The following is a 14,969-nucleotide window of genomic DNA, read 5'->3' as shown; positions in this document are numbered from 1 at the left end:
GAAGGAGTGTATGGCCCAACAAACCCGGCATTTTTCGCTTAAAGTGTTAACGATCAACATTCATAAAGGATTCGCGGCGTTTAACCGCCGTTTCATTCTGCCCGAACTGCGTGACGCCGTGCGCACCGTCAGCGCGGATATTGTCTGCCTGCAGGAAGTGATGGGCGCGCACGAAGTGCATCCCCTGCATGTGGAAAACTGGCCCGATACCAGCCACTACGAATTTCTCGCTGACACCATGTGGAGCGATTATGCCTACGGGCGCAACGCCGTCTATCCCGAGGGGCATCACGGCAATGCCGTTCTCTCCCGCTACCCGATCGAACACTATGAAAATCATGATGTGTCGGTGGGCGAGAGCGAAAAGCGCGGGCTGCTCTACTGCCGGATTGGCATACCCGAGCTGAACAGGCCGCTGCACGTGGCTTCGGTTCACCTTGGCCTGCGCGAAGCGCATCGCCAGGCGCAGCTGCAGATGATGTCCGAGTGGGTCAACGGCCTGCCCGAAGGGGAGCCGGTGGTGGTGGCGGGCGATTTTAACGACTGGCGCCAGCGCGCCAACCATCCGCTAAAAGCGGAGGCCGGGCTGGAGGAGATCTTCACCCTCGCCCACGGCAGGCCTGCCCGCACCTTCCCGGTGAGGTTCCCGCTGCTGCGTCTGGACAGGATCTATGTCAAAAACGCTCATGCCAGCAGCCCCACCGCGCTGGCCCTGAGCAACTGGCGTCACCTTTCCGACCATGCGCCGTTAAGTGCGGAGATTCATCTATGAAATGTTCATGGCAAAGCGGCAACCGGATAAAGCTGCTGGAGAATGGCGATCAATATTACCCGGCGGTATTTGCCGCCATTGAGCAAGCCCAGAGCCGGGTGCTGCTGGAAACCTTTATCTGGTTTGAAGACAACGTAGGGCGAAAGCTGCATGCGGTTCTTCTGCGCGCCGCCCAGCGCGGGGTGCATATCGAAGTGCTGCTCGACGGCTACGGCTCTCCCGACCTCAGCGACGAGTTCGTCGGGGAACTGACCTCGGCAGGGGTGGTATTCCGCTACTACGATCCGCGCCCGCCACTTTTTGGTATGCGCACCAACGTCTTCCGTCGCATGCACCGTAAAATTGTGGTGGTGGATGAGCAGGTGGCGTTTGTCGGCGGGATTAACTACTCCGCAGAACATATGTCGGACTATGGTCCGGAGGCCAAGCAGGATTATGCCGTCCAGGTCGAAGGGCCGGTGGTGCAGGATATTTTGCAATTTGTCGTGGAAAATCTCCCCGGCAAAGCGGCGGTTCGTCGCTGGTGGAAACGGCGTCACCGCGCGGAAGAGAACACCAAACCGGGCGAAGCCCAGGCGCTGTTTATCTGGCGCGATAACGAAGAGCACCGGGACGATATTGAGCGCCACTATCTGAAGATGCTGGCCAACGCCCGGCGCGAAGTGATCATCGCCAACGCCTACTTCTTCCCGGGCTATCGCCTGCTGCACGCCATGCGCAACGCGGCGCGGCGCGGCGTGCGGGTCAGGCTGATTGTGCAGGGCGAGCCGGATATGCCGATTGTCACGGTGGGCGCGCGTCTGCTCTACAACTATCTGGTGAAAGGTGGCGTCGAGATTTACGAATATCGCCGCCGTCCCCTGCACGGCAAAGTGGCGCTGATGGACGATCACTGGGTGACCGTCGGCTCCAGCAACCTTGATCCCCTCAGCCTGTCGCTGAATCTGGAGGCCAACCTGATCATTCACGATCGCGAATTTAACCAGACCCTGCGCGACAACCTCACCGCCATCATCGCCGAAGACTGCGTGCGGGTGGATGAGTCGATGGTGCCGAAACGCACCTGGTGGAATCTGGGCAAGAGCGTGGTGGTGTTCCACTTCCTGCGCCACTTCCCGGCGCTGGTCGGCTGGTTGCCGGCCCATACGCCGAAGCTGGCGCAGGTGCCGCCGCCGGTACAGCCTGAGATGGAGACGCAGGATCGCGTCGAGGCAGGCAATACGGGGGTAAAACCCTGATGAGCAAAAAACATTCGCGCTGGCATCTGGCAAAGAAGATCCTCACCTGGGTGTTCTTCATTGCCGTTGCGGTGCTGCTGGTGGTTTACGCCAAAAAGGTCGACTGGGCCGAAGTATGGAAGGTTATCCGCGACTACGACCGCCTGTCGCTGATGGGCGCAGTGGCTTTGGTGGTGCTGAGCTTCCTGCTGTATGGCTGTTACGATCTGCTGGGGCGGGTCTACTGCGGGCATAAGCTGGCAAAGCGTCAGGTCATGCTGGTGTCGTTTATCTGCTACGCCTTTAACCTGACCCTGAGTACCTGGGTTGGCGGCATCGGCATGCGCTACCGGCTTTACTCCCGCCTGGGGCTGCCCAGCGGCACCATCACCCGCATTTTCTCCCTGAGTATCACCACCAACTGGCTGGGCTACATCCTGCTGGGCGGGGTGATCTTCACCGCGGGCGTGGTGCAGTTGCCCGATCACTGGTATATCGATCAGTCGACGCTGCGCATTCTCGGCATCGTGCTGCTGCTGGTAATCGCTTTCTACCTGTGGGCCTGCGCCTTCGCTAAGCGGCGTCATATGACCATCAAGGGGCAGAAGCTGGTGCTTCCTTCATGGCGTTTCGCGCTGGCGCAGATGGGGATTTCCGCCGCCAACTGGATGGCGATGGGGGCGATTATCTGGCTGTTGATGGGCGAAGACGTGAACTACTTCTTCGTGCTGGGGGTGCTGCTGGTGAGCAGTATCGCCGGGGTGATTGTTCATATCCCGGCCGGGATCGGCGTGCTGGAAGCGGTGTTTATTGCCCTTTTAGCGGGGGAGCACGTTTCTCACGGCACCATCATCGCCGCCCTGCTGGCCTACCGCATGCTCTATTACTTCCTGCCGCTGGGGCTGGCAACGGTCTGTTATCTGGTGCTGGAGAGCCGGGCGAAGAAATTACGCGCCAAAAACGAGAGAGAGATGGTGAAGTAAGTGCGGGCTATGCCGGGTGGCGCTGCGCTTACCCGGCCTACGGGTTCTGTAGGCCCGGCAAGCAACGCGCCGCCGGGCACCACAATCAACGACGGTTGCCGAAAATACGCAGCAGCATCAGGAACAGGTTGATGAAGTCCAGATAGAGGGTTAACGCTCCAAGAATCGAGTACTTGCGCAGGTTTGAACTGTCGCGCACGTCGATCTGCTCACCGATGTTTTTCAGCTTTTGCGTGTCATACGCCGTCAGGCCGACAAAGACAATCACCCCGATATAGGTCACCGCCCACATCAGCGCTTCACTCTTCAGCCAGAAATTCACCAGCGACGCCAGCACAATCCCAATCAGCGCCATAAACAGCATATTGCCAAACCCGCTCAGGTCGCGTTTGGTGGTGTAGCCGTAAAGACTCATCGCGCCGAACATCCCGCCCGCGACCACAAAAGTGCTGGCAATCGAGGAGTAGGTGTAGACGATGAAGATACTGGAGAGCGTCAGGCCGGTCAGGGCCGAATAGAGCATAAACAGCGTGGTGGCTATCCCTGCGCTGAGCTTATGCACCAGCCCCGAGAGGACAAACACCAGCGCCAGCTGGGCGATAATCAGGCCAAAAAAGGTGATCTTGCTGGAGAAGACAAACATCATCACCGCAGGGGTGTTCGCGGAAAACCATGCGACAAACGCGGTGAGCAGCAAACCGCAGGTCATCCAGCCGTAGACCTGGGCCATGTAGGTTTGCAGCCCGGTACGGCTCTGCTGAACGATGGAATCGGAACGGGGAAATCTGTCCATAACGCACTCCTTTTTAAGTGGACACACAGTTAAAGCCTAACACATCCCGGCAATCCGGCTACCAGCGGCTGGCGGCTTCCTTGTCGCTGTCGCGGGACTCGACCCAGCGATCGCCCTCTGGGGTGGCTTCGCGCTTCCAGAACGGGGCGCGGGTTTTCAGATAATCCATAATGAACTCGCCCGCCGCAAAGGCGCTGCCGCGATGGGCGCTGGTCACGCCGACAAAGACGATCTCTTCGCCCGGCCACATCTCGCCGATGCGGTGGATCACGGTGACGCGGCCGAGCGGCCAGCGCTCGCGCGCCTGGTCGACGATCTCCGCCAGCGCCTTTTCGGTCATGCCGGGATAGTGCTCAAGGGTCAGCGCCTTCACGCTGTCGCCCAGATTGTGGTTGCGCACTTTGCCGGTGAAGGTGACCACCGCCCCGTCTTCGTCACGCTCCGCCAGCCAGCTGTATTCGCTGCCGACATTAAAACGCGCCGGTTCGACAACAATTTTGGTCTCTGCCATCTTAGCCCCCGGTAACCGGTGGAAAGAAGGCCACCTCATCGCCAGGCTTCACCGGATGGGTGAACTCCACCAGCGTCTGGTTTACCGCCGCCAGCAGTTTTTCTGCGTCCAGCGCCAGCGCCCAGCGGTCGCTTTGCGCCGCCAGATGCGCCCGCAGCGCTTCTACGGTATCGACCTGAATATCCAGCGTCAGGCTGTCGGTGTTCACCAGCTCACGCACCTGCGCAAAAAACAGTACTTTAATCATTCTCTTGTGCCCTGAAATCACCCGATTTACCGCCGCTTTTCGCCAGCAGGCGAACCGGGCCGATAACCATATCCTTCTGCACCGCTTTGCACATGTCGTAGATGGTCAGCGCCGCCACGGAGGCCGCGGTTAAGGCTTCCATCTCCACCCCGGTTTTCCCGGTCAGGCGGCACAGCGACTCAATGCGCACGCGGTTATGCTCCTGCTCTGCCCGCAGGTTGACCTCCACTTTGCTGAGCATCAGCGGATGGCACAGCGGGATCAGTTCCCAGGTGCGTTTTGCCGCCTGGATCCCGGCGATGCGCGCGGTGGCGAAGACATCCCCTTTGTGGTGGCTGCCGTCAACGATCATGGCCAGGGTTTCCGGGAGCATGGTGACGAACGCTTCCGCGCGCGCTTCGCGCACGGTCTCGGCCTTGGCGGAGACATCCACCATATGCGCTTCGCCAGCGGCGTTAATGTGGGTCAGTTGCGACATAGCTTACTTCTTCAGATGAGGATGGAAATTACAGGGACGCGTGCGGGCATCCAGCTGCGGGGCGATGATGTTTTCCCAGGCGGTGCGGCACGCTTTGGTTGAACCCGGCATGGCAAAAATCACCGTGTTGTTGGCGATCCCCGCGACGGCGCGCGACTGCAGGGTTGAGGTGCCGATCTCTTCAAAAGAGAGCATGCGGAACACTTCGCCAAAGCCTTCGATTTCGCGATCGAACAGCGGGAGCAGCGCTTCCGGGGCCTGATCGCCCGGGGTAAAACCGGTCCCGCCGGTGATCAGCACTACCTGGACGTCGTCACTGGCTACCCAGCGCGACACTTCCGCGCGAATGGCGTAGCGGTTCTCTTTCACGATCGCCTTGTCGACAATGTGATGCCCCGCCTCGTGGGCCGCATCGCGCAGCCAGTGCCCGGAGGTGTCATCCTCTTCGCCGCGGCGTTCGGAAACGGTAAGAATAGCAATACGCGTCGGGATAAATTCAGCGCTTACCTGACTCATCTTCTGGTTCCTTGTAGCGATTACCCGCCAATATATGACAGGTTCTGGGTGATCCCGGTGTTGCCCTGATGCAGGAAGTGGGTCTGTTTTTTGTGCATCAGCGCGTCAGAAATGCGGCCTTCCAGCGCCGCCTGCTGCGCGTCATCGGCCAGCAGATCGCGCAGATCGACGCCGCCGTCGCCAAACAGGCACAGGTGCAGTTTACCTACCGACGAGACGCGCAGGCGGTTACAGCTGGCGCAGAAGTCTTTTTCATACGGCATGATAAGCCCGATCTCCCCTTCGTAGTCGGGGTGGCAGAAGACCTGCGCCGGGCCGTCGCTGCGCTGGCGAAGCTGGTGGATCCAGCCGCGCTTGAGCAGTTCATCGCGCAGCACCATGCCGGAGATGTGGTGGCGGGAGAAGAGATCGCTGCCCTCACCCGTCTCCATCAGCTCGATAAAGCGCAGTTGAATGCGGCGGGGTTTGATCCACGCCAGGAAGGTGTCCAGCTGATGATGGTTCACATCGCGCATCAGCACGGTGTTGACCTTCACCTTCTCGAAGCCAGCAGCAAATGCCGCATCGATGCCGTCCATCACCTGGTGGAATTTATCCTGGCCGGTGATGGCATGAAACTGACGGGCATCGAGGCTGTCGACGCTGACGTTAATCGCCGTCAGGCCCGCATCGCGCCATTCGGCGACGTCGCGCGCCAGACGATAGCCATTGGTGGTGACCGCTATCTGGCGGATGGCGTCATTTTCACGCACCGCCGCGATGATATCGGTGAAGTCCCGGCGCAGCGAGGGTTCGCCGCCGGTAAGACGGACCTTCTCGGTTCCCATGGCGGCAAACGCGCGCGTGACGCGGCGCACTTCATCCACGGAGAGAAAGCCGTTATTGGTGACGCCGCCGGGTTTGTAGCCATCCGGCAGGCAGTAGGTGCAACGGAAGTTGCACACATCGGTAATCGACAAACGCAGGTAAAAAACTTACGCGCGAATGAATCGGTAAGTTGTGAAGCCATGTACACCTTTCCTGATACGGGAGGCACAGTCATTTCTTCCTGTACCCTGGTGGCGAAACCGCCACGGCCAGGGCACCATATCTGTCGACACAGGTGCCAGGGCTAGAGTGTATGTTTTCAGTAATGAAAACGTGGTTATGCCGATATTAGCTTGTTAAACAGAGTTTCGCTATCGTCGGCTTTCGCTATATAAACTTGTATATAGCGAGCTAATCATGCAATTTCGAATTAGAATACTCAATTATCATATTTTTGCATTGATATACGTCATTTTGAGCCGGTCGCAGCATCGTCATTTAGGAGTAGTTGAGTTACTGTTTACGCGTTGGTCTTATTAAGGAATTTTTATGCGCAATCGCACTTTTGCGGATCTTGACCGGGTGGTCGCTCTCGGCGGAGGCCACGGACTGGGCCGGGTCATGTCCTCGTTGTCGTCGCTTGGCTCCCGCCTGACCGGGATCGTCACCACTACCGATAACGGCGGCTCAACCGGACGCATCCGGCGCTCCGAAGGCGGTATCGCCTGGGGGGATATGCGCAACTGTCTGAATCAGCTTATCACCGAACAGAGCGTGGCTTCGGCGATGTTTGAGTATCGTTTTGGCGGAAATGGCGAACTTTCCGGGCATAACCTCGGAAACCTGATGTTAAAGGCGCTGGATCACCTCAGCGTGCGGCCTCTGGAGGCGATCAATTTAATTCGCAACCTGCTTAAAGTGGATGCGTTTCTTATCCCAATGTCCGAACTTCCGGTCGATCTGATGGCAATCGACTGCAACGACCATGAAGTGTATGGCGAGGTGAATATCGATCAGCTTCCCACGCCGCCAAAAGAGCTGATGCTTTATCCCTCCGTTCCGGCGACCCGCGAAGCGGTGGAGGCAATTGGCGAAGCGGATTTGATCCTTATCGGCCCCGGCAGTTTTTACACCAGCCTGATGCCGCTGCTGCTGATTAAAGAGCTGGCACAGGCAATGCGGCGCACGCCCGCCCCGGTGGTCTATATCGGCAATCTGGGCCGCGAGCTCAGCCCGGCTGCCGCGGGGCTTTCGCTGGCCGACAAGCTGGCGCTGATGGAGCAGTACGTGGGGAAAAAGATTATCGATGCGGTGGTGGTCGGGCCGAAAGAGGATGTCTCAGGTATGGAAGGCCGGGTGGTGGTGCAAGAGCCGCTTGAGGCCAGCGATATTAAGTATCGCCATGACCGGCATCTGCTGCGCGTGGCGCTGGAGAAGGCGGTACAGGCGTTGGGTTGAGTGCGGTTTGTATTGCCCCTCACCCTAACCCTCTCCCCATAGGGGAGAGGGAACGATTACACCTTCTCCCCTGTGGGGTGAGGGGTCGTATTTACGATGCGGCGATGAATAAATCCCGCAGCTGATGCAGTTGGTCGCGGATCTGCGCGGCCTCCTCGAACTCGAGGTTCTGGGCGTGCTGCATCATCTGCCCTTCCAGCTCGTGAATTTTCTGCTGCAGCGCTTTCGGCGTCAGCGCCACGGTATCGGCCTCAACCGGCGAGCGCGACTTGCCGCGGCCCTTGGTTTTGGTCTTAGCGATGTTCTGGCCGAGCTGCAGGATATCCACTACTTTCTTGTTCAGCCCCTGCGGGGTAATGCCGTGCTCTTCGTTGTAGCGCTGCTGTTTCTCGCGACGGCGTTCGGTTTCACTAATCGCTTTGGCCATCGACGGGGTGATCTTATCCCCGTACAGAATCGCTTTGCCGTTGACGTTTCGCGCCGCACGGCCAATGGTCTGGATGAGCGATCGCTCGGAGCGCAGGAAGCCCTCTTTATCGGCGTCCAGAATCGCCACCAGCGACACTTCCGGCATATCCAGCCCTTCACGCAGCAGGTTGATCCCTACCAGCACGTCGAACTCGCCCAGGCGCAGATCGCGGATGATCTCCATACGCTCCACGGTGTCGATATCCGAGTGCAGATAGCGCACCTTCTCGCCGTGCTCTTCGAGGTATTCGGTCAGGTCTTCCGCCATGCGCTTGGTCAGGGTGGTGACCAGCACGCGCTCGTTGATGGCCGCCCTGGCGCGGATCTCAGACAACAGATCGTCCACCTGGGTAGCAACCGGACGCACTTCGATAATCGGATCCAGCAGGCCGGTCGGACGCACCACCTGATCCACCACTTCGTCGCCCGATTTCTCCAGCTCGTAGTTGCCCGGCGTTGCCGACACGTAGATGGTTTGCGGGGCCAGCGCCTCGAACTCTTCAAACTTCATTGGGCGGTTATCCAGCGCCGACGGCAGGCGGAAGCCGTACTCCACCAGCGTCTCTTTACGCGCCCGGTCGCCGCGATACATCCCGCCAATCTGCGGAATGGTGACGTGGGATTCGTCCACCACCAGCAGACCATCCGCCGGCAGGTAATCAAACAGGGTTGGCGGCGCTTCGCCCGGCCCGCGACCGGAGAGATAGCGGGAGTAGTTTTCGATACCGGAGCAGTAGCCCAGCTCGTTCATCATCTCGAGATCGAACTGGGTACGCTGGCTGATACGCTGCTCTTCCAGCAGCTTATTGCTCTCCAGCAGCGTTTTACGGCGATCCGCCAGCTCAACCTTGATGTCCTCCATCGCCTGCACGATGCGCTCGCGCGGGGTGACGTAGTGGGTTTTCGGATAGACGGTGAAGCGCTGAATGGTGGATTCAACATGCCCGGTCAGCGGGTCGAACAGCGACAGCCGCTCCACCTCTTCATCGAAAAGCTCCACGCGCAGCGCAAAGTCGTCCGACTCCGCCGGGAAGATGTCGATCACTTCGCCGCGCACGCGGAAGGTGCCGCGCTGGAACGCCTGATCGTTACGGGTGTACTGCAGCTCGGCCAGGCGGCGCAGGATGGCGCGCTGATCGATGATCATCCCCACGGTCAGGTGCAGCATCATCTTCAGATAGAGATCCGGATCGCCCAGGCCGTAGATCGCCGACACCGAGGCAACCACCACCACGTCACGGCGCTCAAGCAGCGCTTTGGTGGCGGAGAGACGCATCTGCTCGATGTGTTCGTTCACCGAGGCATCTTTTTCGATAAAGGTATCGGAGCTCGGAACGTAGGCTTCCGGCTGGTAATAGTCGTAGTAAGAGACGAAGTACTCCACCGCATTATCGGGGAAGAACTCCTTCATCTCGCCGTAGAGCTGCGCCGCCAGGGTTTTATTAGGTGCCAGCACCATGGTCGGGCGCTGCAGATCGGCGATCACGTTGGCGACGGTGAAGGTTTTACCCGACCCGGTCACCCCCAGCAGCGTCTGGTGCGCAAGCCCATCCTCCAGCCCCTCTTTCAGACGGCGAATCGCTTCAGGCTGATCGCCGGAAGGACGGAAAGCGGAATTCAGTTTGAACGGTTTACTCATGAACGGCGACCTGATGATGGTTGATACGGCAGGTGAGTAATTTTACTCTGGATGGCTATTTTTGCCAGTAAATTATACTGGATATAAAGCCAGTGGCAACCACGTTGTTTTGTGCCACTCAGGTCAGGAATCAAACAAAGCTGAACAAAATTTAGGCTGCGACGGGATAAAATTCCATCAATGCAGGGTTATCCCCAGAACTTTTTAATTTTTAACATTTGTCAAGGCGAGACGCCGGACTTTAGCGCATTACGTTGACAGTTTAATGACAGAGATTGATTTTATTTAACGCTTTGATTCAATTTCAAATTTTCAAAAAGACGCGTTTCGCATCAATTCAGGCGCAGGCCGCGTATTCTCTCGCTTACCTTGTGTTTTCTAACTCTAATGCACATGGTTATCCACAGGAATAGTGGATAACTGCTTCCAGGCCATACGGAGCGTGACTCAGCTAATTCCCGGTTTTTGCCCACAGCGCGACGGTAAAAATTTTTATCGCCCAATTTTGGCGATCTGATGCCGAAAATCAGATAACGAATTGATGAGAGATTGCTCACATTTCGTTCAAATGGTGGCTGCACCAGGCGCACCCTTCGTGGCACCGACGTAGTGCAGGTTCCCTCCCCGCTGAGGCTGCTTTCTGAGTGGATTCCGAAAAAGAGATGTTTAATCGCCTTTTTACGGGCGGTGGCAAGAGTCTTGCAGTGTTTCTGAGGTCATCAACGTCTGTTAAGGAGAAACACCATGTTGAGCCTGCGTGCCGTGAATCAGTATTACGGGGATCGCCACACCCTGTGGAACGTTGATCTCGACCTGCCCCCCGGCGTCTGTACCGGGGTGGTCGGGCTGCCCGGAATGGGGAAAACAACCCTTGTAAGCTGTATCGCTGGCCTGCTGCCCATCGCCAGCGGCTCGATGGTCTGGCATGACGCCGGGGCCTCCCCCTGCGAATTAAGCCCGGGCGCAGGCATTAGCTTTGTCCCGCAGGAACGGCGGATCTTTTCGCAGCTGACGGTAGAGGAGAATCTGCATATCGCGCGGATGGCGAAAGGGAACGAAGGCGGGCCGGTGAGCAGCGATATTTTTGAGTTCTTCCCGGAGCTTTACCCGCTACGCCAGCTGCGGGCGTCAGGGCTTAACGACGACCAACAGTATCAGCTGGCGCTGGCGAACGCGCTGGTGACCCGCCCTCGCCTGCTGATCCTCGACGAGCCCAGCCGCGGCGCCAGCCAGCAGTTTAGCGTCAAGCTGGCGCAGCTGCTGCTCAGGCTTAGCCGCGAGCTGGGATTATCGGTGCTGCTGGCCGAGCAGCACCTGTCGCTGATCCGCCGGGTGGCAGATCGCTTTTGCTTGCTGTATCGCGGGCGCAACGTGGCCCAGGGCCGGGTCAGCGAGCTGGATGCCCCGCTTATCGCCCACTGGATGGGGCCGACGGCGTCAGCGCGTTAAGAGAGAGATAACGCCCGATGTCCGCGGTGTCGGCCTCGTCGCCAAGCCAGGGGATCTCCCCCAGCAGCGGTGCGGGCAGCACGCGTTTAAGCGTCGCCATGTATTCCCCGTGGCGTTTGCCGGGGGCCACTACCACGTTGGCCACCCAGCCCGCAAAATGCAGCCCCGCCTGGCGGATCGCCTGGGCGGTGAGCATCGCGTGGTTGATGCAGCCCAGCTTCACCCCCACCACCAGGATCACCGGCAGCCGCTCGGCAATCGCCCAGTCGGCAAAGGTCTGCTCGTCTGAAAGCGGCGTAAACCAGCCGCCAGCCCCTTCCACCAGCACCCAGTCGGCCTGGCTCTCCAGCGCACGTAGCCCGGCAGTGAGCGCGCTGAATTCGATGGGGCGCTGCTCGTCGGCGCTGATGATATGCGGCGAGGTGGGCTCCGCGAAGGTGTAAGGGTTTACCGCCTGATAGCTGAGCGCCACGCTGCTGTTGTGCTGCAGCGCCAGCGCGTCGCTGTTACGCAGCCCCTCGGGGGTCATCTCGCTCCCCGAGGCGACCGGCTTGTATCCTGCGGTATTGCGGCCCAGCGCCCGCGCCGCCTGCAGCAGTGCGGTGCTGGCCACGGTTTTACCGACCTCGGTGTCGGTGCCGGTAACGAAATAGCGTTCAGTCACGTTCGATAATTCCATGAAAAAGTTGATAAGAGAGCGGGAATTTGCCTTCACGCTGCGGCCACGCCTGCGCCAGCGTCTGCAATTGCCCGCGGGTTAAGGGCTTCCCGGCCCGCCCGGCATGCAGATGGGTGGCGCCGATCCCCTTCAGGGATTGCATGGCGCTGAGGGCATCGTCAAACAGCAGGGTGACGGTCTGGATCGCACAGCGGTGCCGCCAGCCGGACAACGCCCCGGCAACCTGTTCCCCGGTCAGAAAACGGTTGGCGTGCGGCTGCGTGTCCACCGCCAGCCAGGCCTGATTCAGCTCCGGCAGCGAGTCCTTCAGCAGGGTGGTAAAGGCCACCTTGCCCCCGGGTTTCGCCACCCGCCAGAGCTCGGCCAGCGCCTGCGGCAGGCTGGTGCACCACTGCACCGCAAGATGGCTCCAGACGAGGCTAAACTGCCCGTCCGCCAGGGGGATGGCTTCGATATCGGCCTGCAGATAGCAGTCGGCCGCCTGGTTGCGCCGCGCTTCGTCCAGCATCGGGGCGCTGAGATCCATCGCCGTCACCAGGCTTCCGGCGCTGCGCCAGGCCAGGCTGTTGCTGCCCGGCCCGCAACCTGCGTCCAGCACGCTGGCAAAGGTGGTGTCTGCCAGCAGCGCCCGCAGCCCGTCGGCGCTTTGCCGCTGAAGCGCGTCGTGACGGGAGTAGCTCTGCGCCGCCCGGCCAAAAGCAGCGGCAATCGCCTGTTTATTCACTTGCGCCATGCAGCGCCTCCAGTAACGCGGTGATGTCGGACGCTTCATGCGCCGCCGTCAGGGTCAGGCGCAGGCGTGCCGTTCCCGCCGGGACGGTGGGCGGACGGATAGCCGTCACCCAGATCCCCTTATCTCTGAGGGTCTGCGCCAGGTGCAGGGCGCGGTCATTTTCACCCACAATCAGCGGCTGAATGGCGCTTTGGGAAGCGGTGACCTCCACCGGGAGGTCACGCACGCCTGCGCGGAACTGGTGGATATGGGCCGCCAGTCGCTGCCGACGCGCCTCCCCTTCGTCGCTGCGAATAAGGTCAAACGCCGCCCGCAGCACCACCGCCTGGGCAGGCGGCATGCTGGTGCTGTAGATCAGATGCCGGGCAAACTGCAGCAGATAGTTGGCGACAGAATCGCTGCACAGCACCGCCGCGCCGCTCACCCCGACGCCTTTGCCAAAGGTCACCACCAGCAGCTCGGGTTTGATGCCCTGGCTGGCCGCACTGCCCCGCCCTTGCGGGCCTGTGACGCCAATCCCGTGGGCATCGTCCACCAGCAGCCAGCTGCCGTGACGCTGGGCCGCAGCATGGATATCGGCCAGCGGAGCGCTGTCGCCGTCCATACTGAAAATCCCTTCGGTCACCACCAGCTGCTGGCCGTCGCAGGGTTTATCCAGCAGGGAGGCCAGCTGGGCGACATCGTTATGGGCAAAACGGCGAAGCTGCGCCGGGCTGTGGCTGGCCGCCTCCAGCAGGGAGGCATGGCTCAGGCGGTCGGCGACAATACGGTCGGTTTTATCGGTGAGGGCAGCAATCAGCGCCTGATTGGCGGCAAAGCCGGAGATAAACAGCAGCGCGCGGGGATAGCCAAGCCAGTCGGCAAGATGCTCCTCCAGCGCCTGATGCGCGGTGGTATAGCCGCTGACGTGGCCGGAGCCGCCGCTGCCTACCCCGTACTGCTCCGCCCCCTGCTGCCAGGCGCGGATAATGGCCGGGTGCTGGCTCAGGCCGAGATAGTCGTTGCTGGAAAAATTGCAGTAGCGCCGCTGGTCGCGGGTGAGAAAACGGCCTGCGCCGTTCTCCACCGTTGTGCGCACGCGCAGCGCGTCTGCCGCCCGACGGGCGTCGAGGGCGGCATCAATACGTTGTTGCCAGGTCATACCGTCGCCGCGTTGTAGAACTGGTCGGTATCGGCGTTGAAAAGCTGCTGTTCCAGCTGGTGCTGCTGCTCGTTATCGCCTGTAAGAACGGCGGTCTGCTGCGGGTTCAGCCCCAGCTTGCGGAACAGCTGGACGTCTTTGTCCTCTTCCGGGTTCGGCGTGGTCAACAGCTTGCAGCCGTAGAAAATGGAGTTGGCCCCGGCCATAAAGCACATCGCCTGGGTCTGCTCGTTCATCTGCTCGCGACCGGCAGAGAGACGCACGTACGAGGTTGGCATCATCACGCGCGCCACCGCAATGGTGCGGATGAAGTCAAAGGCGTCGACGTCGTCGTTGTCCGCCAGCGGGGTGCCCTTCACCTTCACCAGCATGTTGATCGGCACGCTCTCCGGCGGGGTCGGCAGATTGGCCAGCTGCAGCAGCAGACCGGCACGGTCGGTCACCGTTTCACCCAGGCCCACGATCCCGCCCGAGCAGACCTTAATGCCCGCATCACGCACTTTGTCCAGGGTGTCCAGGCGCTCCTGGTAGGTGCGGGTGGTGATGATATTGCCGTAGAACTCCGGGGAGGTGTCGAGGTTGTGGTTGTAGTAATCCAGCCCCGCCGAGGCCAGGCGCTGCGCCTGGGTGTCGTCCAGGGTGCCGAGCGTCATGCAGGCTTCGAGGCCCATCGCCTTCACGCCCTGCACCATCTGCTCGAGATAGGGCATGTCGCGCTCGTGGGGGTTTTTCCACGCCGCGCCCATGCAGAAACGGGTTGAACCGGCATTTTTCGCCTGGCGGGCAGACTCCAGCACCTGCTCCACCTCCATCAGCCGCTCGGATTCGAGGCCGGTTTTGTAGCGCGCACTTTGCGGGCAGTATTTGCAGTCTTCCGGGCAGGCACCGGTTTTGATCGACAGCAGCGTGCTCACCTGAACCTGCTGCGGATCGAAGTGCTGACGGTGGATCTGCTGCGCTTCAAACAGCAGTTCAAGAAGGGGTTTTTCAAATAAAGCAGTGACTTGCGACATTGTCCAGCGAGTCTGGTGAGCCATGGGGCATCTCCAAAGGGGTTTAGTTCAGGATGGTTTCGGTT

General features: G+C 60.1%; 15 protein-coding genes, 1 pseudogene and 1 riboswitch. Of the genes and pseudogenes, 5 read left to right on the top strand and 11 right to left on the bottom strand.

The features are described 5' to 3' along the window. Positions 1-10 precede the first annotated feature (10 nt). Genes K5I40_RS14530 through K5I40_RS14520 form a run of 3 tightly spaced genes read left to right on the top strand, consistent with a single transcriptional unit; the run spans position 11 to position 2,972 of the window. Positions 11-772 carry an endonuclease/exonuclease/phosphatase family protein gene (locus tag K5I40_RS14530; RefSeq protein WP_039029386.1) on the top strand — a complete coding sequence of 254 codons (762 nt, stop codon included), beginning with the start codon at positions 11-13 and terminating at the stop codon, positions 770-772. Then, positions 769-2,010, top strand: coding sequence for a cardiolipin synthase ClsB (gene clsB / locus K5I40_RS14525; protein WP_039029385.1), 1,242 nt, complete (start codon positions 769-771; stop codon positions 2,008-2,010). Before K5I40_RS14530 ends, clsB begins: the two co-directional genes overlap by 4 nt. Then, positions 2,010-2,972: a YbhN family protein gene (locus K5I40_RS14520; RefSeq protein WP_039029384.1), complete on the top strand. Its 963-nt coding sequence runs from the start codon at positions 2,010-2,012 to the stop codon at positions 2,970-2,972. The genes clsB and K5I40_RS14520 overlap by 1 nt, the downstream gene beginning before the upstream one ends. 85 nt (positions 2,973-3,057) lie before the next feature. Here K5I40_RS14520 and K5I40_RS14515 read toward each other — a convergent pair whose 3' ends face one another. The 6 genes and pseudogenes from K5I40_RS14515 to moaA all read right to left on the bottom strand — a co-directional run bounded on the left by K5I40_RS14515 (position 3,058) and on the right by moaA (position 6,526). After that, on the bottom strand, positions 3,058-3,765 hold the full coding sequence (locus K5I40_RS14515; RefSeq protein WP_223074848.1) for a Bax inhibitor-1/YccA family protein: 708 nt from the start codon (positions 3,763-3,765) through the stop codon (positions 3,058-3,060). A 58-nt stretch (positions 3,766-3,823) separates the two neighbouring features. Beyond that, positions 3,824-4,276 (bottom strand): molybdopterin synthase catalytic subunit MoaE, encoded by a 453-nt coding sequence (gene moaE, locus K5I40_RS14510; protein ID WP_039029382.1) that lies wholly within the window; start codon positions 4,274-4,276, stop codon positions 3,824-3,826. 1 nt (position 4,277) lies between these two features. Next, a complete protein-coding gene (gene moaD, locus K5I40_RS14505) occupies positions 4,278-4,523 on the bottom strand; it encodes a molybdopterin synthase sulfur carrier subunit (RefSeq protein WP_039029381.1) in 246 nt (81 codons plus the stop codon). Then, positions 4,516-5,001 (bottom strand): cyclic pyranopterin monophosphate synthase MoaC, encoded by a 486-nt coding sequence (gene moaC / locus K5I40_RS14500; RefSeq protein WP_039029380.1) that lies wholly within the window; start codon positions 4,999-5,001, stop codon positions 4,516-4,518. Before moaC ends, moaD begins: the two co-directional genes overlap by 8 nt. 3 nt (positions 5,002-5,004) lie before the next feature. After that, positions 5,005-5,517, bottom strand: coding sequence for a molybdenum cofactor biosynthesis protein B (gene moaB / locus K5I40_RS14495; protein WP_039029379.1), 513 nt, complete (start codon positions 5,515-5,517; stop codon positions 5,005-5,007). 20 nt (positions 5,518-5,537) lie between these two features. Further along, a pseudogene (moaA, locus tag K5I40_RS14490) lies at positions 5,538-6,526 on the bottom strand (GTP 3',8-cyclase MoaA). Continuing rightward, a riboswitch (molybdenum cofactor riboswitch) is annotated at positions 6,514-6,648 on the bottom strand. It overlaps the preceding pseudogene by 13 nt. Positions 6,649-6,873: 225 nt before the next feature. Between moaA and yvcK the strand changes: the two are divergent. Further along, positions 6,874-7,782, top strand: a complete 909-nt coding sequence (gene yvcK / locus K5I40_RS14485) for a uridine diphosphate-N-acetylglucosamine-binding protein YvcK (RefSeq protein ID WP_039029377.1) — start codon at positions 6,874-6,876, stop codon at positions 7,780-7,782. Positions 7,783-7,873: 91 nt separating this feature from the next. Here yvcK and uvrB read toward each other — a convergent pair whose 3' ends face one another. Further along, a complete protein-coding gene (uvrB, locus tag K5I40_RS14480; RefSeq protein WP_138369548.1) occupies positions 7,874-9,889 on the bottom strand; it encodes an excinuclease ABC subunit UvrB in 2,016 nt (671 codons plus the stop codon). A gap of 744 nt (positions 9,890-10,633) precedes the next feature. On the opposite strand from uvrB, the gene K5I40_RS14475 reads away from it, so the two are divergent. Then, on the top strand, positions 10,634-11,338 hold the full coding sequence (locus tag K5I40_RS14475; RefSeq protein ID WP_039029375.1) for an ABC transporter ATP-binding protein: 705 nt from the start codon (positions 10,634-10,636) through the stop codon (positions 11,336-11,338). Here K5I40_RS14475 and bioD read toward each other — a convergent pair. From bioD to bioB, 4 genes are read right to left on the bottom strand one after another with little or no spacing between them, the layout of a single operon-like run. Continuing rightward, complete coding sequence (bioD, locus tag K5I40_RS14470; protein ID WP_171029939.1) at positions 11,298-12,002, bottom strand: dethiobiotin synthase; 705 nt, start codon at positions 12,000-12,002, stop codon at positions 11,298-11,300. The genes K5I40_RS14475 and bioD overlap by 41 nt on opposite strands. Next, positions 11,995-12,750 carry a malonyl-ACP O-methyltransferase BioC gene (bioC, locus tag K5I40_RS14465; protein WP_223074850.1) on the bottom strand — a complete coding sequence of 252 codons (756 nt, stop codon included), beginning with the start codon at positions 12,748-12,750 and terminating at the stop codon, positions 11,995-11,997. Before bioC ends, bioD begins: the two co-directional genes overlap by 8 nt. Next, complete coding sequence (bioF, locus tag K5I40_RS14460) at positions 12,734-13,891, bottom strand: 8-amino-7-oxononanoate synthase (protein WP_223074851.1); 1,158 nt, start codon at positions 13,889-13,891, stop codon at positions 12,734-12,736. The genes bioC and bioF overlap by 17 nt, the downstream gene beginning before the upstream one ends. Continuing rightward, a complete protein-coding gene (bioB, locus tag K5I40_RS14455; RefSeq protein WP_223074852.1) occupies positions 13,888-14,928 on the bottom strand; it encodes a biotin synthase BioB in 1,041 nt (346 codons plus the stop codon). Before bioB ends, bioF begins: the two co-directional genes overlap by 4 nt. Positions 14,929-14,969 lie beyond the last annotated feature (41 nt).

Origin of the sequence: Leclercia sp. LTM14 (genome assembly GCF_023736175.1) — a bacterium.
Lineage (GTDB): Bacteria > Pseudomonadota > Gammaproteobacteria > Enterobacterales > Enterobacteriaceae > Enterobacter > Enterobacter barmai.
The sequence above is the reverse complement of the archived record's forward strand: the minus strand, read 5'-3'. Positions and strand labels throughout refer to the sequence as shown.